We start from the raw sequence: 18,203 nt of genomic DNA on the forward strand, positions 1-18,203 counted from the left end.
CCCGCAAGGCATAAACGACAAGACCTCGAGCCCTGCGCTTGGGGATGAGAGAGGCCCCATGACCGAGCGTTTCGATGTGATCCTAAAAGGCGGCACCGTCGTCAACCAGGATGGCGAGGGTGTTCGCGATATCGGCATCACGGGCGGTCGCATCGCCGAACTGGGGCCGCTGTCGCAGGCTTCCGCGGCCGAGGTTATCGACTGCAAGGGCCTGCACATCCTGCCTGGCGTCATGGACACGCAGGTGCATTTCCGCGAGCCCGGGCTGGAACAGAAGGAAGACCTCGAAACCGGCTCGCGCAGCGCCGTGATGGGTGGCGTCACCGCCGTGTTCGAGATGCCGAACACCTCGCCGCTCACGGTGACCGAGGCCACCTTCACGGACAAGGTGAAGCGCGCCCATCACCGCATGCATTGCGATTTCGCCTTCTTCATCGGCGGCACCCGCGAGAACGTGCAGGACCTGCCGGTGCTGGAACGGGCGCCCGGCTGCGCCGGCGTAAAAGTCTTCATCGGTTCGTCCACTGGCGCGCTGCTGGTGGAGGACGACGAGAGCCTGCGCCGCATCTTCCAGGTGATCCGCCGGCGCGCGGCGTTCCATGCCGAGGACGAATATCGTCTCAACGAGCGCAAGCCGCTGCGCATCGAGGGCGATCCGCGCTCGCATCCGGTCTGGCGCGACGAGACCGCGGCGCTGATGGCGACGCAGCGCCTGGTCAAGCTCGCGCGCGAGACGGGAAAACGCATCCACGTGCTGCACATCTCGACCAAGGAAGAGATCGAGTTTCTGCGCGACCACAAGGACGTCGCGTCCTGCGAAGCGACGCCGCATCATCTCACCCTCGTCGCGCCCGAATGCTACGAACGACTTGGCACGCTCGCGCAGATGAACCCGCCGGTGCGCGGCGCCGATCATCGCGCCGGCATCTGGCGCGGCATCGAGCAGGGCATCATCGACGTGCTCGGCTCCGATCACGCTCCGCATACGCTGGAAGAGAAGCAGAAGACCTATCCGGCCTCGCCCTCCGGCATGACCGGCGTGCAGACGCTGGTGCCTCTGATGCTCGACCACGTCAACGCCGGCCGCCTGTCGCTGGCAAGATTCGTCGATCTCACGAGTGCCGGCCCCGCGCGTCTCTACAACATGGCCTGCAAGGGCCGCATCGCCGCCGGCTACGACGCCGACTTCACGGTCGTCGATCTCAAGCGCAGCGAGACCATCAGCAACAAATGGGTGGCGTCCAAGGCCGGCTGGACGCCTTACGACGGGGTGCGCGTCACGGGCTGGCCCGTCGGCACCTTCATCCGTGGCCGCCGCGTGATGTGGCAGGGCGAGCTGGTAACGCCGTCGCAAGGCGAGCCGGTGCGGTTTCTGGAGACGCTGAAGCAGTGAGGTGATGTGTGGGAATGCACACTGCTTCCCCACCCGTCATTGCGAGCGCAGCGAAGCAATCCAGGGTCTCTCCGCGGCGGCAGTCTGGATTGCTGCGTCGCAAGGGCTCCTCGCAATGACGAGATGAGAGGTCTACATTTCATCTCGAACGGGAGTGGAGTCCGATGTCTCAGCCATCATCCCTCATCACCACCGAACAACTCGCCGCCATGCTCGGCGATCCCAGCCTCCGCCTCTACGACTGCACGACCTACAACGAACCGGTGCCGCCTGGCAGCGACGCGCCTTATCGCGCGATGCCCGGCGACAAGACGTTCGCAGCCGGCCACATTCCCGGCGCCAATTTCCTCGACCTGCAAGGCGAATTCTCCGACACCTCCGCGAGACCGCTCTACATGATGCCTGAGGTAGCCAAGCTGGTGGCGGCATTCGGCCGCCACGGCCTCGATGCGAACAAGACGATCGTGCTCTACAGCATCGGCACCATGATGTGGTCGACGCGGTTCTGGTGGATGCTGCGCTCGCTCGGCGCCGATGCGCAGGTGCTCGACGGCGGCCTCGACAAATGGAAAGAGGAGGGGCGACCGATCGAGACGGGCGCACCGAAGGGCTATCCGGCCACGGCCTTCAAGGCCGCGCCGCGCGCGGGCTTCTTCGTCGACAAGAATGTCGTGAAGGCACGGATCGGTGACCCCGGAACGGCAATCGTCAACGCGCTCGGGCCCCAATTTCACCAAGGCTTGGAGCCGAGCCGCTACGGCCGGCCGGGCCGCGTTCCCGGCAGCGTCAACATTCCCGCCGCCACGCTCGTGAACGCCGACAAGACGCTGACGAATCTTGCGGATGCGCAAGCGAAGTTCGCCGCCCAGGGCGTCACGCGCGAGAAGAATGTGATTCTCTACTGCGGCGGCGGTATCTCGGCGACGATCGACCTGCTGCTACTGACGCAGCTCGGCTACGACAAGCTGACGCTCTACGACGGTTCGATGGGCGAATGGGCGAGGGACTCATCGTTGCCGATCGAGACGGATTGAAGCGCCAACGGCGCTTATTGCCGGGAGATGTCGACGGAGAATTCGCCGTTGCGGATGCGGCCCGGAAAACCCTCGACGAATTTTGCCACCGCATCCTCGCCATAGGTGCCGACGAGCTCGGCGAATGCGGCGAACAGGCTCGCCTGCGCCAGGCAGTCGCCGTCGACGCCGTCATGGCGCGCTTCGGCCCAGGCCTCGTTGAGATAGCTCAGGGCTGCCTGCTTCTGCTCGTGATCAGGCAGCGGCGCGCGGTCGGGGGCGTATGAAATCGGCTGGCTCATGAAACTCGATCAGGGCTGGGGCGCGATCCACGGCGATGCGCTGCACGAGAAGGTGTAGCACGCGTATTAACACCCGCTAGGCCACATCTTTAGGAACGGTTAACGGCTGTGAACAAAGTCGATCACAGGGTTCCAGCCGTCGTCATTCCGCCGCCCGACGAGAAATCAGTTCGCGTAGCGCGCCGTTAGATCGCGCGATATCTTCGAGCCTTCCTCGATATAGCGGCGGATCGCGACCGTCGCGGCCGGCGTGCAGCTCCGGTAGGTCTGCTGGAAACCGTTATAGCCGCGGTTGAACCCGGCGATCATGCGGGTGCGGCGCTCACCTGACGGAGTTTCGGCGTCGATCAGCGCCTGCATCTCGCTGCGCCATTTGTTGCCTTCATTGGACCCGCAGATGCTGCGCAGATAGTGCAGCCCGCCGAGGATCTCGGCCAGCCGCTGCAACTCGCCGTCAAACGGCGCCGCGGCGTCCTGGGCCCGGACGGGCGGGCAGGCGCAGGCGAGAATCAGGGCGAAAATGGCCAGCAATCGCGTCGACATCGGCGGCTGTATGCCCCCTCGGGACGGCGGGCGCAAGGCGGGCCGTCAGGCCCCGAGCAGCCGGTGGGCAGACTGGATGACTTCCTCCAGCCCCCCGGTCAGCTTGAGGTCGCCGAGGCTCGCCAGGGCGTTCGGGGCGATCCAGCGGTAGTCGTCAAGCTCGTCGTTCAGGACCGGCTCCCGGGCCGCCCAGCGGGCGGCAAAGGACATGATCAGGTAGTGGCCGGCGCCGGGCGCGGCCGGCAGCACCTCGCGCCAACCGGCAAGGCCGACGATCTCGATCCCGAGCCCGGTTTCCTCGTCGACCTCGCGCTTGAGCGCCTGGTGCAGCGATTCGCCGAACTCGACCCGGCCGCCGGGCAGCGAATAGAACCCCTTTGCGGGGGAGCGGGCGCGCCGGGTCAGCAGCACCTTGCCGGCGCGAAAAATCGCGGCACTGACCGCGATCTGGGGATGACTGGGCTGGACGACCGCGGACATTTTCTGACGGGACCTGGCTCAATTCGACATGATGGTGTCGACCTCGGCCTCCGCGCCGCCATTGATGATGCCGCCGCAGGCGGCGATCAGCGGCTTGACCCAGAGGGTGGCCTGCTCGGCGAGGCGAACGCGGGTCGTGTCTTTCTCGACCTCACGCATGGCCGAGCCGACCGCAATAAGGATCGAAGTCATGGTATCAGTGATGTGGTCGAACTGGGCGCGCACGTTGGGATCAGCCTTTTCATAAGCCTCGATGGCGAGATCCCGTGCCTTGAAGTTGGACGCGGTGAAATGCTCGGCATAGGACAGCGGCGTCCAGGTCAGGAAGTCCTCGGCGCATTCGGGCATGTCAGGGACCATTTCGAGCAGCATCACCGCTTCATTGAAATGGTTGAGATAGTCCGTGGCAAGTCCGGTCCGCGGGTTGATGTTGGCCACGCGCAGCCGTTCGGCCCAGTCCGCAGCCTCGGGGCCCGTCTGTACATGCGTCCGCGCGGGTTGGGTGGCCGTTGAGCTCATCTGCCGCAGTGTTAACGTTCGGGGTTAAAAGGACCTGAATGCACCCTATATAGGCCCCCAAGGATGTGTGGACGCTTCGTCATAACTTCGGCCCCCGCGGCTTTGCGGCAACTGTTCGGCTATGTCGAGCAGCCGAATTTCCCGCCACGGTACAATGTCGCGCCGACGCAACCGATACCGGTCGTATTGGTCGAAAATGGCGCCCGCCATTTCCGTCTGATGCGCTGGGGCCTGCTGCCGAGCTGGGTCAAGGATCCCCGCGGATTTACGTTGCTGATCAATGCCCGCTCCGAGACGGTGCTTGAGAAGCCCGCGTTCAAGAACGCGATACGCCGCCGCCGCGGTCTGATCCCGGCCGATGGGTATTACGAGTGGAAGTCCGAGGGTGGCCGCAAGCAGCCCTTCTTTATCCACCGTGCCGACGGCGAGCCGCTTGGCTTTGCCGCTTTGTTCGAGACCTGGGTCGGGCCGAACAGCGAGGAGCTCGACACGGTCGCGATCGTCACCGCTGCGGCGGGCGAGGATCTCGCCGCGTTGCACGACCGCGTGCCCGTCACCATCAGCCCGCGCGATTTCGAGCGCTGGCTCGATAGCCGCGGTGACGAGGTCGACGCGATCCTGCCGCTGATGAGGCCCCCGCACATCGGCGATTTTGCCTGGCACCCCGTCTCCACCCGCGTCAACAGCGTCGCCAATGACGACGAGCAGCTGCTGCTGCCGGTCAGCGCGGAGGAGATGGAGGCGGAGGCAGAGGCGGCGAAGCCGAAGAGGGCGGCGCGGAAGGTTGCCGCTAGCCCGGTGGACGACGGGCAGGGATCGTTGTTCTAGACTAGCTGAATGATGTTCTAGCCAAGCTGGCGCGATTCACTCCGCTGTCGTCCCGGACAAGCGCGCGCCGCTGGCGCTTGCCCGGGACGACACTGAACGTGCGGCGCCGCCTTCTACACGATCGCCCTTGCCCTCAACGCCGCGATCTCTGCCGCATCGAATCCCAGCTCGCCGAGCACCGCATCCGTGTCCGCCCCCAGCTCCGGGGCCATCCGGTCCAGCCTGCCGCCGCCATGCGCCAATTTGAAGCCGCTGCCGGCAAAGCGCAGGCGGCCATAGGGCGTGTCGAGCTCCTGGATGGCGCCACGAGCCTTGATCTGCGGGTGATCGATGATCTCCTCGACCTTCCAGATGCTGGCGCACGGCGCCCCGGCGTCCTCCAGAATCGTCTCCCATTCGCGCGCCGGCCGTTTCGCCAGCGCCTCCTCGATGATGGCGCGCAAGGCCGGCTCGTTCTCGTTGCGCGAAAACCAGTCCGCAAAGCGCGGATCGCTCAGCGTGTCCTCGCGGCCGAGCGCGGCCATCAGCGCGCGGTACTGCTTCTCGTTGTTGACGGCGAGCAGGATGTGGCCGTCGCCGCATTTGAACAGGTTCGCGGTGGTCCTGCGGCTCACCGCCTGGTTGCCCGAAAGCTGTTGGCGATGGCCGGCGATCGACCAGTCGGCGATCTGCCCCGACAGGAACGCCAGCGTCGCCTCAAGCATGGAGACGTCGACGAACTGCCCCTTGGCGGTGCGGTCGCGCTGATACAGCGCGCTCGACACGCCGAATGCTGCGGTGGCGCCCGAGAGCACGTCGCACACCGCAAAGCCCGCGCGCGTCGGCCCGGTCTCGGGATGGCCGGTGATCGCCATGATACCCGAGAGCGCCTGCATCTTGCCGTCGTAGCCGGGCCGCAATCGATCCGGACCGGTCTGGCCGAAGCCTGACACCGCGCAATAGATCAGTTTTGGGTTGATCGCCGACAGCGCCTCGTAGCCGATGCCGAGCTTGTCCATCACGCCCGGCCGGAAGTTCTCCATGACGACGTCGACCTGCGCGGCGAGCTTCTTCACGATCGCGATCGCCTCTGGCTTCTGCAAATCGAGCGTCAGGCTGCGCTTGTTGCCGTTGATGGCCTGGAATGCGGGGGCGAGCCCGCGCTCGGCCCACTCGCGGGACAGCGGGGTACGGCGCATGTCCTCGCCTTCGCGCCGCTCGACCTTGATGACGTCGGCTCCCAGCAGCGCGAGCTGGTAGCTCGCATAGGGACCGGCCAGCACTTGCGTGAAGTCCAGGATCTTCACGCCCTCGAACGGTCGCGTCACGTCTCTCTCCCGATGGTTGTTGTTATTGGAGGACGTCAGGCGGCGCGGTTGCCGCGCGCAATCTCCTTCTGCTTGTCGAATTCGGCGCGGCGCCGCGCCAGCTCATCAGGGGAGAGCTGCGCGACGTTGTTGTAGTCGAGCTTCCAGGAGGCGTCCTCGCTCCAGCGCAGCGGCGACTGCATCGTGGTCTGCGGGCCGCTCGCGGTCTCCAGCAGCCTCAAGGCCAGTTCCAGGGTCTGTGCCTGCGAGGCGACGTCGTGCGGCCTGCCGGCGGAATTGCCGAGCGGGAAGTCGCTGAACAAAAAGCGCGGTACGGCGGCGTGCTCGATGATGTCCTTGGCGCAGCCCATGATCACCGTCGGAATGCCGTTCCGCTCCAGGTGCCGCGCCACCAGCGCGGTGGTCTGGTGGCAGACGGGGCAGTTCGGCACCAGCACCGCGACATCGACCTTGTCGGCGATGCAGCGCGCAAGAATCTCCGGCGCGTCGGCGTCGATCGTGACGCGATGGCTGCGGTTGGTCGGCGCGCCGAAGAAGCGTGGCGCGACTTCGCCGATGCGTCCGGCGGCGGACGCCTTCAACAGTTGCGGCAGCGGAAACCAGGTGCCGCTGTCGGTCGCCGAGGTGTGCTTGCGGTCGTAGCCGATGTGTGAGATGCGCAGATCCTGCGCTTTCGACGCGTCGCCGTCATAGACCTGGTAAAACTTCGCGCTGCCATTATAGGCCGCGCCCGGTCCCTGATCGCCCTTGGTGGGATCGTAGGGCGCCGCGGTGGTGATGATGGTCACGCGCGACTTTGCCAGCGGCTTCTTCAGCGGCTGGAACGGCGCCTCGGTGTAATGCGCCCAGCGGTACGGCGTGGTGTAGCCGATCGCCGCATAATAATCGCGCGTGCGCTGCATGTAGGGGACGGGGGAGTCGTAGTCGGGTGCAAAGCCGAATTCGTCGTCGCGCGGAGCGGACATGGGGCGCGTCTCCTGGTTCTTGGTTGGCGCCAGAGTAGAGGTAGTTTTGGGGTTGCTCAACGGGCAGAGCGGCGATTCAGGACAGAATTGCATCCGGCGAGGAAGCCACACGCACGGTGCCTCTCACCCTCCCTGGAGGGTAAGCAAATCACCTGAACACATGCAGGGCCACGTATTGCAGCAGCATGATCGCCTTGGCGTCGATGATGCGGCCGTCGGCGATCATCGCCAGGGCCTCGTCGATGGAGAGCTCCAGCACCTCGATGTCCTCGCCCTCGTGTTCCAGGCCGCCGCCGTCGCTGACACGCATCTCCGGCTCGTACTCGGCGACGAAGAAATGCAGCTTCTCGGTGATGGCGCCGGGGCTCATGAAGGCCTCGAACACCTTTTGGACGTGGTGCAGCCGATAGCCGGTTTCCTCCTCGGCTTCGGCGCGGATGCGCACCTCGGGGGAGGCATCGTCCAGCACGCCGGCGGCGGCCTCGATCAGCAGATCGTCGTAGCCACGGATGAACGCCGGCAGGCGGAACTGGCGCACCAGGATCACGGTGCGCCGGGCAACGTTGTAAGGCAGCACGGCGGCGGCGTTGTCGCGCTCATAGGTCTCGCGGTGCTGCGTCTGCCACGCGCCATTGGCGCGCCGGTACTCGAACGTCGTGGTCTTCAGCGGCGTCCAGTTGTCCGAGAGCACGCGGACGTCCTTGATGCGGACGCGGTCGGAAACGGTCATGGCTATCCTTCTTGTCTTCACCTCGCCCCGCTTGCGGGGAGAGGTCGGATTGCCCGGGCGATGCGAGGCATCGTCCGGCGCAATCCGGGTGAGGGGGGTGCAGGTCTCTCGCCGGTCGCATCTGCGGAGAGAGGCCCCTCACCCCAACCCTCTCCCCGTAAGAACGGGGCGAGGGAGCGCAGCTGTGCTCGGGGCCGCAGCTCAGTTGCTTGGCGTGGTTGCGCGGCCATCGAGCCACTTCTGGAACATCACCGAGGTGGATAGCTCGAAACCGAGCGAGCAGTAGAACGCACTGGCCTGCGCGTTTTCGCGCCGGACCAGAAGCTGCAGCTTTGCGATGCCGGCTGCGCGCAACCAGTCCTCCGCCGCCGCCATGATGACGCGGCCATGGCCGCGCTTCTGGCTATCAGGATCGACCGCGACGTAATAGACCCAGCCGCGGTGGCCGTCATGGCCGACCATGACGGTGGCGACGATCGCGCTGCCATCGCGGCCCACCAGCACGGTGGAGTTCTCCCGCCGCCGCGCCAGGGCGATGTCGGCATGCGGATCGTTCCAGGGACGCGTCAGGCCGCAGCGCTGCCACAGCGCGACGACAGGTTCGACATCGGCATCATCGAGCGCGTCGATCGCAAGAGCGTTCACAGCACCTTCCCCGGATTCATGATGCCGAGCGGGTCGAGCATCGCCTTGACCTGTCGCATCAGCTCGATCGCGGTCTTGTCCTTCACTTCAGGCAGCTCGTCGCGCTTGAGCACCCCGATGCCGTGCTCGGCCGAGATCGAGCCGCCCATGCGCAGCACGATCTCGAACACCACGGCGTTCATCTCGTGCCAGCGCGCCAGATAATCGTCCGTGTTGGCGCCGATCGGCTGGCTGACATTGTAATGCAGGTTGCCGTCGCCGAGATGGCCGAACGGCACCGGCCGCGCGCCGGGGATCAGCTTCACCACGGCGGCGTTCGCCTCCTCGATGAACGCCGGCACCGCTGCGACGGGCACGGAGATGTCGTGCTTGATCGAGCCGCCCTCCGGCTTCTGCGCCGCCGACATCTCCTCGCGCAGCTTCCAGAAATTGTTGCGCTGGGCGAGGCTGGCTGCGATCACGGCATCGTCGACGATCTCCTCTTCCATGGCGCGGCCGAGGATCGTCTCGAGCGGCGTGCGGGCATCGTCGCTCGGAGAGGACAATTCCATCAGCACGTACCAGGGATGCTTCTCTTGGAGGGGATCGCGCACGTCGATGCCGTGGCGGATCGAGAAGTCGACCGCCAATTCCGACAGCAATTCAAAACTCGTCAGCGCGTTGGCGGCTTCGCCCTGCGCGATCGTGAGCAGCTTCAAGGCCGCCGCCGGCGATTTCAGGCCGACATAGGCGGTCTCGACCGCCCGCGGCTTCGGAAACAGTTTCAGCGTCGCCGCCGTGATGATGCCGAGCGTGCCTTCCGCGCCGATGAAGAGATTGTGCAGATTGTAGCCGGTGTTGTCCTTCTTCAGCTTCGACAGCGCGTTGAGCACGCGCCCGTCGGCGAGCACCACTTCCAGCCCGAGCGCCATCTCGCGCGCGACACCATAGGCAAGCGCGGCGGTGCCGCCGGCATTGGTGGAGAGGTTGCCGCCGATGGTGCAGCTGCCTTCGGCGCCGAGCGACAGCGGAAACAGCCGGTCGGCGTCGGACGCCTTCTGCTGCGCGATTTGCAGCACGACGCCGGCTTCGCAGGTCATGGTGTTGGAGGCGGTGTCGACCTCGCGGATCTTGTCGAGGCGCCGCAGCGACACGACCACCTCGTCATTGTGCGGCGTCTGGCCGCCGACGAGCCCGGTATTGCCGCCCTGCGGCACCAGCGCGATTTTGTGCTCCGAGGCGAGCTTGCAGATTGCGGAGACTTCCGCGGTCGAGCCCGGGCGCAGCACCAGTGGCGAGCGGCCGTGGAACAGATTGCGCTCCTCGGTGACGTAAGGCTCGATGTCGGTCGCATCCGTGATCGCGTGGCGATCGCCGACGATCTTGCGGAATTGCTCGATCAACTCGGACGCAAGCGGAGGCGTGGCAGATTTGTTGATGTTCATTGTCTCGTCTCTTCGCTCTTATTCTCTCTTGCGCATGATCTTGTCGGAAAACCGCTGCACGCTTTGCGCTAACGCGGCCCTCCGGGTCCGGATCATGCGCTATCGTGCCACCGCGGCGCGCCGCAGTCGGTCATTGATTGCTTCGCCCAGACCTTCCTCGGGGATCGCCATCACGGCGATCGCCTTCGGCGCCTTCGCATCGAGGGTACGAAGATAGCCGAACAGATTGGCGGCGGCCTCATCGAGATCACCGGTGGGTGACAGATTCATGACGGCCGCGGCAGCATCGAGTCCGGGGAGCCGCGCGGGGCCAAAGGCCAGCAGCGCTTCATCAGGCGCGACGTCCTGCGCGCGGAGCCGCACATTGGCGCGCGGCGCGTAATGCGAGGCCAGCATGCCCGGCGCCAGTGGCTGGCTGTTGTCGTTCTCAGCCTCCACCGGCGGCCGTGCCAGGGGCATGCCGAGCACGGCCTCGATCCGTTCGCGCGACAGCCCGCCGGGACGCAGCAGCATCGGCGCATCGAAGCAGCCGACAATCGTCGATTCGACGCCGACCGCGACCGGCCCGCCGTCGACGATCAGATCGATCCGCCCCGCAAGATCGCTCTCGACATGGGCGGCCAGCGTCGGCGAGACATGGCCGGAGATGTTGGCGGAAGGGGCCACCACCGGCCCGCCAAAGGCGCGCAGGATCGCCTGCGCCACCGGGTGGGCGGGAATGCGGATCGCGACGGTGTCGAGGCCCGCGGTGGCGAGATCCGCCACCGGGCAGTCGTCGGTCTTCGGCACCACCAGGGTCAGCGGCCCCGGCCAGAACGCCCCCGCAAGCTTGAACGCGGGCGTGTCGAACCGGCCGATCCGGCGCGCAGCGGCGATGTCCGCGACATGCGCGATCAGTGGATTGAAGGCGGGCCGCCCCTTGGCGCCGTAGATGTGGGCGACCGCACTGGCGTTGGCGGCGTCCGCGCCGAGCCCGTAGACCGTCTCGGTCGGGAACGCGACCAGCCCGCCGCCCGCGAGCGTCCGGGCGGCGGCCCCGGCGGCGGCTTCGCCAGCCGGTAAAATCAGCGTTTCAAGACCCGTTTTCACAGGGATAAAATTCCTCATCTCGGCCGCTTGCGGTGCGCCAAACCCGACGCTATAAGCCGCCTTCTTGTCGGAGTGTGGCTCAGCCCGGTAGAGCACTGCGTTCGGGACGCAGGGGTCGCAGGTTCGAATCCTGCCACTCCGACCAAGACTTTCAGGCACTTAGCGTTTTGCACGTTTCTCAAGCCCAAGAAATAGCCCAAGATTGATATCAGACCACGACTTTTTTCATGGGCCGCTTGGCCGTGATACCGCGTACCGCGTCCGCCAGATGGTCCGGATGGTGATGGCCGTATACACGTTCCAGCACCTCGACCGTCATGCCGAGATAGCCGGCCGCCGTCCATAAATCGACACCCTGGTGCATCAACCACGTCGCCGCCGTGTGGCGTAGCGTATGGGGTGTGACGTTCTCGACGGTGGTGTCGATTTTGGCGAGCTTGACCACCGTCCTGAAGGCCTTTTTGACCGAGAGAACCGGCTTTCCGTTGTATTCGACGAAGTGCTCTTTAGCGACGCCCAATCGATCCCAGCGGCGCATATGCGTCAGGAGGCGAGGCGGGATAGGCGCGGGAGGCTGGCGCTTGTTCGTCGTCTTCTTGCCGATTGCCTTACGGTAGTACATGCCCCGTTCCAGATCGACATACGACTTGCCGATGGAACGTAGTTTCGACGCCGATGCGATCGCTCCTGCTCGGGTTCCAGTATAGCAACCGATCAGAAGGAAGCGGGCCACATGCCGAAGGGGCCGCCGGTCGGTGATCACCTTCTTACCCTTGTCTGGGCCGACATGAATCGTTTGGACCTCGCGATAGCGCCAGGCGGCCCAGATCATCGCGGCTGCCTCGCTTCGGGTGAGCCATCGGTCGCGAGCTTCACCTTTCTCTGGGAGCCAGACACTTATCTTTCCGTAGTGAAGGTTCTCAGCGCCGTGATGATTGATGGCCGCCCTCAGCATCTCCAGATCCCGGCGCGCGCCACCCGGGCCACCACCATCCTTCTGGCGGTGCTTGACATAGCCCTTAGCTTCGCGCGTGTTGATATCAGTCAGGGCTTTGCTGCCCCAATATTTGTTGAGGCGGCCAATCGTTTGCACTAAGTGGCGCTCTTGGGCAGTGAGTTCGCTTTCCGTCTTCTCCGGATCGATTTGATCGTCCAGGTAGATCGAAAGCACGTCGGCGATCGGAATGTCGTCGATCTCTCGCGCTTTCCTCTCGGGCCGCACCTGTTTGATCAAATAGTCCGAGAGGAATTTTACTGCTTCCGCTGGAGCCTTTGACTGATCCGGAGTTGCAGCAACTCCTGTGGAGATTTCCTTGTTTCCGTCGAGCACGACCCAGACGGGATTTCGTACGACTGCCCCGTTCTTTCGGCGCGCAGCACGCTTATAGAGGCGCGGTCCCTTACTGGTACGCGGCATAGTTTTCTCATGTCCTCGATATCATTGAGCGTGACATAATGTTTGTTCGCGATGATCTCGTAGGCGAGCCGGCCCCGCGCAATTTCGCGACGCAAACCGGCCACCTTCATTGATCCATCAGGGAAAGCGAGCCTCGCTGCTGCCTCGAGCCTCAATGGCGTTGTTGGTCCTATGACGCCAACGTCCGAAATGAGACTCTCTGCGGGCGGCTTAGACATCACTTGCCATCTAGTAGTGAGAGGATGGGTGTGAAGCGTTGGCGTCACACCCATAGTCGTCCGATTAGGAAATATCGCAGCCGCCTGGGAACTGCACCTCGTAAAGGAGGTCCCGGTGACCGCGCACAACTTTGATGAACCCCGCCACGGTCAGCTTCTGGATGGCCTTGACGGTTGCTGCCTCCGAGAGCTGCCCCATCGCGATTACTTGGGATAAATCGGGCAGGGTGTCGTTCCTCACTGCGTCCAAGTACATTGCTAATGCAACGAGCCTCTCGTTGCTTCCTAAGCCCGGCTCCCTTCCGACTTCTTGAAGTGCTCGCCCAACGGCATAAGCCTGGCGGACGAGTGGGTCTCTGAACTCCGTCTGACTGTTATCCTGGGGCGGGTGGTGCGGCTGACGCAGGAGCAATTCGGGCAACATAAGAGACCTTTCTGGCTTCGAAACGGCGCGGCGCCGTTTAAGTTTGCTTTATATAACAAAAATGCAAATAATGCAAGTGCCCTCAAATGACCTTGACCGTAATGGGGACTTCTGGCGCCTGCACTTGCGCTTGTGTAATCACAGGCTTGCATTATATTTGCATTTATGCTAATGAAAGTCACTCACCAGGAGAACGACGCGATGGCGCGTGGCCGCCAGAAGTCGAGCCGATCAAAAGAGGCGGTTATAGAGTGGATCAGACTGCTTATGCGAAAGCGGGATTGGACCGGCACAGATGTGGCCCGCAATGCTGGCATCTCGCCGTCAACGATTCTTCGAGCTCTTAACCAACCAGACTACGAATACGTCTTTTCGCAGCGGACGCTGGAGAAGATCGCTCGTGGAGCAGGGGAGCCGTTGCCCGTGCACCTGAGGGATCACGCAAGCGAAGTCGATCCGAGTAGTAAGGGCCATACGAAATGGGGATGGCAATCGTCGTCCCATCCCTACCGGCTAATCGAAGTCCGGAGCGTATCTGCTCTGCCAGTCAGCTCTCGCTCTAGGGTGAAAGCGCCGAAAGCTGACACCGTGCCGGCACCTTTTTATTTGGAAGACGATGTGACTGCGTTTGCTTTTCGAAATCCAGACGAGGCGCTTGGTCCTTGGTTTCGGCCTCGCGCGCTCATGTTCGCAACTAAGGCTCGCGACCCCAGTGGTGGAGATCTTGTGATGCTGACGGGAAAGGACGGTCGGACGAGAGTCCGGCTGCTGCTCGGGATAAGTGAGAACGGCTTGAGCCTGTCCAGGTCGATGCCGGCTCAGGAAGATGAAATGGTCCCGTTTGATGAAATCGGAGACATGGCCGTCATCGTCGAGGTCATGATGGACTGACAAGCCGGCCTGACCACCTCCTGTCGTGAAGACGGAGCCCTGACGAGAAACCAGCGACGTTGGCGTCAAGGCTTTCGTGTCATCAATCTGCGGACGTTCAATCCGCTTAAGCCGAACGAATGAGCTATGCCTGATAAACGCAAGAAGTCAAAATACGAAATCAAATTGCTGGACGAAAAGCGCGCCTTCGTCGTCGTCGCATTGACCAATAAGCTCAGCCTCGTCGGAAAGGCGTTAGCTGCAAACGCATTGGCGCATTACGACTCCCGCAAGGGTTACGCATACGCTGCTATCCCAAAGATGGCCGTTGAGGCAGGCTATTCAGCCACGTCAACGAAGACCATCAACGAAGGTCTGAAAGAAATGCACGACACAGGCGCGTTTAAGGTTGTTCGCACCAAAGGGGGTGCAAAGAACACGCATCACATTTGCCCGAACATGTCGTGGTTCAGGCACGAGTATGAACTTCTCCGGCAGTCCGGGCAGGTCGAAGAGGATGAGTTCTGGGACATCCGCGACGATCAAGGGGAAAATAACTCGGGTTCTCAACCCGAGATTAAGTCGGGCTGTGAGCAGGCGCACCTGGGTTCAGGACTCGATAACTCGGGTTCTCAGCAAAACAACTCGGGCTCTCAACCCCATAACCCGGGTTCAGAACCCGACGAAGAAGACCATAAGAAGAAGACCCTTGAAGAGGACCAAAAGAAGAGGACCAATCCAAGAGGGGCGCCCGCCGCTTCGTGTCGTGAACCCCTTGGTCGTTTTGTTGGTGATGATGCTCAACGCCAGAAGGGAGCGAATGACAACGTCAAGCAGGACGATGCGGATCTAGGTGCCAAGGTCGCACCATGGCCGGTCGATATGTATCAGAAGTTCATGGACATCTACCCGAAGGGTGGAAGCCCGATGAAGATCAAGAAAGAACTGGACAGGATCGAACGCGAAGGCCGAACCGATTACCGGTTCATCCTGAAGGGTGCCTCCAACTACAAGCGCGAGAAGGAGGGGACGCAATCCCAGTTCATCAGCGATCCGGCGAACTTCCTGCGCGATGGCGTTTACGAGGGATATCAGAAGGAACCGCCGTCCCGGTACAAGAGAACGGCGGCGATCTGATCGCCGGTCCTCTCATTCCAAGCCGGTGGCCCTAACAAGCCGCCGGCCTTCCACCTCATCACCACGACACCGGGCGCTTGGTATCAGCTTTCCGCGCGGCTGTTTCCTGACAGCGACGGCCGCCGCCCATGCGTTGCTTTCGGATGAGGTGGCCCGACACCCGCCGGCACACGATGGCCCTCTGTGGCTGCTCTATAGCCGTTCTAAATGCGTTGCCAGAGCATCACAGCCGGAACTGTCAGGTTGTGATGGTGGTCATTGGCATGTTGGTCGTCATCGCGTGTGCCCAGCGGCAAACCCCTCACGTATTCCCAAGCAGGAAACAGTACGCATTACCGCCGCGTGCTAATTGCTGCTTCGATGCCGTCCGACGTGAAGGGGAAAATGGTCGAAAAGAAGCAGTGCGGATGTGTTGTTCGCTCGGTCGGTGCTTCTCCGTAAAAGCGAGCATTTAGATTCCGCCTCGCATTTGCGGTGACCGGCAGCTTCTCTTGACTTTTCAGCCGTACCCGTGCATTATTTGCAATACGATACGAGAAGTTCGCACGACACAATAGGCCACCCCGGAGGTGGCCATTTTCATGTCTGCACCCACCAAGCCCGTCGCCGAGCGCGCGGGCTTTTTTATTTGGAGAAACCCACCACCATGACCGCCAAATCCTTCGATGCCGGCGCACTCGTTAGCTCGCCGATGGTCAACACTTCACTTCTGCTCCCCCGAGTCCTACTGGACGAAATCGACAAGGCAGCAATCCAAGACGATCCCAGCTCGCCGAACCGAAGCAGTTGGATGCGGCGTGCTCTGATCGACCGCCTGAAGCGAGAGGCTGCGTAATGACCACCCATCTTGAAGACCGCTTCGTCGCAGAGTGTCGCCGGCAGGGCTTCCAACCCGATCAGCACGCCATGCAAAAAGCAGCGATTGATCTCTGCGGCGCGAAGTTAACCTCTGACGGCCTGATCCATCTGCCGAACATTGGCAGCATCAGCCCGGGTGATTTCGTCCGCAGCATGCGCGACCAGATGCCGGAAGGTTTCGGAAGCATCGACGATGAGGTCCCCACCGCCAAAGCGGCTGGCACGCTCACCGAACGCTACCGAGCGGAGATCGCCGCCAGCCGGAAGCAGGGGCACATCACCGATGCTGATCTAAACCGCTACAGCGGCCTTACTCGCCAGTACATGGAAGAGCGGCAGCGCGCTACCCAAGCAAAGTAAGGAACAACAGAAAAATGAGACGACCTGGAACCATCGCTCGTCAGCACGCTGCCAAGCTGAGGACGGAGCAATACGCAGTCGGAGAAGGCGTCAGGGCCGCACGTGGCGCAGCCCTGAAGATGTTCGATCTCAAGCGCCGCAAGGTTGAAGTTGACGAGCGAGTGGAGAAGGCGCGGCTCAGGCTGGAGAACGTTGACGTCTTCGCGTTGCGTGCGGAGCTAGAAGCGGCACTGGCCGAACAGGCCGATGTCGACTCGAAGCTGGCCGAGCTACAGGGCAGCAGCTCTTGATGGCCGGCTAAAACCGGATAGAACGGCAGTGGCTGCTTTACTTTCGGCAGGCCGCCGTTCTTTGGGAGGCGCGACGTGATATGAGACTCGCCAGATTGCACGCTCTCGCGGTGGCTCTCACGGTCGCGTCTCCCGCCCTTGCCGGACCTGAACCCTACTGCACACCGGTCAACGGCCGCGACCAAATCGCCAAAGCTGGCATTGTGTGTCCGGTTGGGTATCGGGCGTCGGGACCGTGCTGCATCGCCCTCCATGTGGACACCCCACGCGCCTTCGCCCGTCTGCCCGGCCGATCGTGTCCATCCGGAACATTCACCAGCGCTGGCGAATATTGCGTAACCCTTAAGCGGTGAACGGCCGGTCCAAGATGTTCTTGACCGTCGTCGGATACCAGTTGCCGCCGTTCGCGGTGTGAATGCCCCTTGCGTTGAGCGCGTCCGCGATCTCTCGCAAGGTCTTGGCGCCTGCCTTTCGCACCGCCTCGATATTCGGAAGGATGTTCGTAGCGAACCGGTCCGCCTCCGCCTTCTTTGCCGCCTTAGCTGCCTCGCGGGCCTCTGCCAGCTTGGGACCGCCAAGCTTGGCTCCGCCGGCCTTCTTCGCCTGCAAGGCCTCACGGGTCCGCATTGCGATCATGCTGCGCTCTTTCTCTGCGAGGGCGGCGTAGACGTGCAGCATGAACGGGTCCACGTCCTTCCCCAGCTCAGCGACCACGAACGAGACCCGCTGAGCCATCAAGCCGCTCACAAATGCAACGTCACGCGATAGCCGGCACAGCTTCGCGACGCAGACCATCGCCTTGGCTCGACGTGCATCCCGAAGGGCAGCCGCGAGCTGAGGCCTGCGCTCCAGAGCGTCGTAACCCTTGCCGGTCTCGGTCTCCTCGCGCCAGCCGATAATCTCGAATCCTTCCGCATCGGCGAAGCGCTGGATGGCCGCGACCTGCGCCGCCTTGCCGAGACCGCTCTTGGCCTGCTTACCCGTGCTGACGCGAACGTAGCCGATCAGGGGCGTTTTTGCGATGGCTTCGGTCATCTCAGTACCTCAAATATAAGATCAGATCGAACGTATTGATCTTATACAGAGCGAACGCGCGGGGCTGCAAGCGGAATCTTCGGCCGGTCGGGCTGGTATTAGCAGCCAGCCCTTCCCCGTGGCACCTTGGCTAACCGGTGACGATCGTCTCGCCCGTGCTCAACACGCCAGCTTCACGGCACCAACGCTCAACCGCATTGAGTTCGCCCGCGTCCAAGACGGTGTTGCCTTCGACCAGGGCGAAAGGAGAGCCCATGCCTTGCCTCTCGGCTTGGCTCAGCTTGCTGATGTGGCGGTGCGGCTGGGAGCGCTCGAAACGGCGCCGTGCGGCGGTGAACGTGACAGTGTTGCTCATG

The 18,203-nt window shown here is 63.1% G+C and carries 21 protein-coding genes and 1 tRNA gene; 9 read left to right on the forward strand and 13 right to left on the reverse strand.

Translation table 11 applies throughout. The features are described 5' to 3' along the window. Window positions 1-58 precede the first annotated feature (58 nt). Window positions 59-1,393, forward strand: coding sequence for a dihydroorotase (locus ACNJYB_RS10095; RefSeq protein WP_439373813.1), 1,335 nt, complete (start codon window positions 59-61; stop codon window positions 1,391-1,393). Window positions 1,394-1,557: 164 nt separating this feature from the next. Next, window positions 1,558-2,427: a sulfurtransferase gene (locus tag ACNJYB_RS10100; protein WP_439373814.1), complete on the forward strand. Its 870-nt coding sequence runs from the start codon at window positions 1,558-1,560 to the stop codon at window positions 2,425-2,427. 14 nt (window positions 2,428-2,441) lie between these two features. On the opposite strand, the gene ACNJYB_RS10105 is transcribed toward ACNJYB_RS10100, so the two are convergent. The 4 genes from ACNJYB_RS10105 to ACNJYB_RS10120 all read right to left on the reverse strand — a co-directional run bounded on the left by ACNJYB_RS10105 (window position 2,442) and on the right by ACNJYB_RS10120 (window position 4,250). Then, window positions 2,442-2,708 (reverse strand): hypothetical protein, encoded by a 267-nt coding sequence (locus ACNJYB_RS10105; protein ID WP_018648760.1) that lies wholly within the window; start codon window positions 2,706-2,708, stop codon window positions 2,442-2,444. A gap of 165 nt (window positions 2,709-2,873) precedes the next feature. Beyond that, window positions 2,874-3,251 (reverse strand): TIGR02301 family protein, encoded by a 378-nt coding sequence (locus ACNJYB_RS10110; protein ID WP_439375520.1) that lies wholly within the window; start codon window positions 3,249-3,251, stop codon window positions 2,874-2,876. Window positions 3,252-3,296: 45 nt separating this feature from the next. After that, window positions 3,297-3,731: an NUDIX hydrolase gene (locus tag ACNJYB_RS10115; protein ID WP_439373815.1), complete on the reverse strand. Its 435-nt coding sequence runs from the start codon at window positions 3,729-3,731 to the stop codon at window positions 3,297-3,299. 18 nt (window positions 3,732-3,749) lie between these two features. After that, entirely contained in the window at window positions 3,750-4,250 is a 501-nt protein-coding gene (locus ACNJYB_RS10120; protein ID WP_439373816.1) for a hypothetical protein, read from the reverse strand. Window positions 4,251-4,313: 63 nt separating this feature from the next. On the opposite strand from ACNJYB_RS10120, the gene ACNJYB_RS10125 reads away from it, so the two are divergent. Continuing rightward, window positions 4,314-5,078, forward strand: coding sequence for an SOS response-associated peptidase (locus tag ACNJYB_RS10125; protein ID WP_439373817.1), 765 nt, complete (start codon window positions 4,314-4,316; stop codon window positions 5,076-5,078). A gap of 113 nt (window positions 5,079-5,191) precedes the next feature. On the opposite strand, the gene ACNJYB_RS10130 is transcribed toward ACNJYB_RS10125, so the two are convergent. The 6 genes from ACNJYB_RS10130 to ACNJYB_RS10155 all read right to left on the reverse strand — a co-directional run bounded on the left by ACNJYB_RS10130 (window position 5,192) and on the right by ACNJYB_RS10155 (window position 11,334). Then, the gene (locus tag ACNJYB_RS10130; RefSeq protein ID WP_439373818.1) at window positions 5,192-6,385 is read right to left on the reverse strand and encodes a CaiB/BaiF CoA transferase family protein; all 1,194 of its coding nucleotides are present in this window, start codon (window positions 6,383-6,385) and stop codon (window positions 5,192-5,194) included. 35 nt (window positions 6,386-6,420) lie between these two features. After that, window positions 6,421-7,350, reverse strand: a complete 930-nt coding sequence (locus ACNJYB_RS10135; RefSeq protein WP_439373819.1) for a glycine reductase — start codon at window positions 7,348-7,350, stop codon at window positions 6,421-6,423. Window positions 7,351-7,498: 148 nt separating this feature from the next. After that, window positions 7,499-8,080: an NUDIX domain-containing protein gene (locus tag ACNJYB_RS10140; protein WP_439373820.1), complete on the reverse strand. Its 582-nt coding sequence runs from the start codon at window positions 8,078-8,080 to the stop codon at window positions 7,499-7,501. Window positions 8,081-8,281: 201 nt separating this feature from the next. Further along, a complete protein-coding gene (locus ACNJYB_RS10145; protein WP_439373821.1) occupies window positions 8,282-8,725 on the reverse strand; it encodes a GNAT family acetyltransferase in 444 nt (147 codons plus the stop codon). Then, a complete protein-coding gene (locus ACNJYB_RS10150) occupies window positions 8,722-10,149 on the reverse strand; it encodes an FAD-binding oxidoreductase (RefSeq protein ID WP_439373822.1) in 1,428 nt (475 codons plus the stop codon). The genes ACNJYB_RS10145 and ACNJYB_RS10150 overlap by 4 nt, the downstream gene beginning before the upstream one ends. A gap of 99 nt (window positions 10,150-10,248) precedes the next feature. Beyond that, window positions 10,249-11,334, reverse strand: coding sequence for an L-threonylcarbamoyladenylate synthase (locus tag ACNJYB_RS10155; RefSeq protein WP_439373823.1), 1,086 nt, complete (start codon window positions 11,332-11,334; stop codon window positions 10,249-10,251). Here ACNJYB_RS10155 and ACNJYB_RS10160 point away from each other — a divergent pair. Then, window positions 11,307-11,383, forward strand: a tRNA-Pro gene (locus ACNJYB_RS10160). The genes ACNJYB_RS10155 and ACNJYB_RS10160 overlap by 28 nt on opposite strands. A 63-nt stretch (window positions 11,384-11,446) precedes the next feature. Here the strand turns inward: ACNJYB_RS10160 and ACNJYB_RS10165 are convergent. Further along, entirely contained in the window at window positions 11,447-12,655 is a 1,209-nt protein-coding gene (locus ACNJYB_RS10165) for a tyrosine-type recombinase/integrase (RefSeq protein ID WP_439373824.1), read from the reverse strand. Between the two features lie 843 nt (window positions 12,656-13,498). Here ACNJYB_RS10165 and ACNJYB_RS10170 point away from each other — a divergent pair. From ACNJYB_RS10170 to ACNJYB_RS10190, 5 genes are all read left to right on the forward strand, one after another. After that, window positions 13,499-14,188: a helix-turn-helix domain-containing protein gene (locus ACNJYB_RS10170; RefSeq protein ID WP_439373825.1), complete on the forward strand. Its 690-nt coding sequence runs from the start codon at window positions 13,499-13,501 to the stop codon at window positions 14,186-14,188. Window positions 14,189-14,314: 126 nt separating this feature from the next. Beyond that, the gene (locus ACNJYB_RS10175) at window positions 14,315-15,304 is read left to right on the forward strand and encodes a hypothetical protein (protein WP_439373826.1); all 990 of its coding nucleotides are present in this window, start codon (window positions 14,315-14,317) and stop codon (window positions 15,302-15,304) included. A 646-nt stretch (window positions 15,305-15,950) separates the two neighbouring features. Further along, a complete protein-coding gene (locus ACNJYB_RS10180) occupies window positions 15,951-16,139 on the forward strand; it encodes a hypothetical protein (protein WP_439373827.1) in 189 nt (62 codons plus the stop codon). Next, window positions 16,139-16,522, forward strand: a complete 384-nt coding sequence (locus ACNJYB_RS10185; protein WP_439373828.1) for a hypothetical protein — start codon at window positions 16,139-16,141, stop codon at window positions 16,520-16,522. Before ACNJYB_RS10180 ends, ACNJYB_RS10185 begins: the two co-directional genes overlap by 1 nt. A gap of 119 nt (window positions 16,523-16,641) precedes the next feature. After that, on the forward strand, window positions 16,642-16,812 hold the full coding sequence (locus ACNJYB_RS10190; RefSeq protein ID WP_439373829.1) for a hypothetical protein: 171 nt from the start codon (window positions 16,642-16,644) through the stop codon (window positions 16,810-16,812). A 342-nt stretch (window positions 16,813-17,154) separates the two neighbouring features. Here ACNJYB_RS10190 and ACNJYB_RS10195 read toward each other — a convergent pair whose 3' ends face one another. Further along, window positions 17,155-17,847, reverse strand: coding sequence for a recombinase family protein (locus ACNJYB_RS10195; RefSeq protein ID WP_439373830.1), 693 nt, complete (start codon window positions 17,845-17,847; stop codon window positions 17,155-17,157). Window positions 17,848-17,977: 130 nt separating this feature from the next. Continuing rightward, window positions 17,978-18,202 (reverse strand): hypothetical protein, encoded by a 225-nt coding sequence (locus ACNJYB_RS10200; RefSeq protein ID WP_439373831.1) that lies wholly within the window; start codon window positions 18,200-18,202, stop codon window positions 17,978-17,980. Between the last annotated feature and the right edge of the window lies 1 nt (window position 18,203).

This window comes from Bradyrhizobium sp. SMVTL-02 (assembly GCF_051853005.1).
In the GTDB taxonomy this organism is placed as follows: Bacteria; Pseudomonadota; Alphaproteobacteria; order Rhizobiales; family Xanthobacteraceae; genus Bradyrhizobium.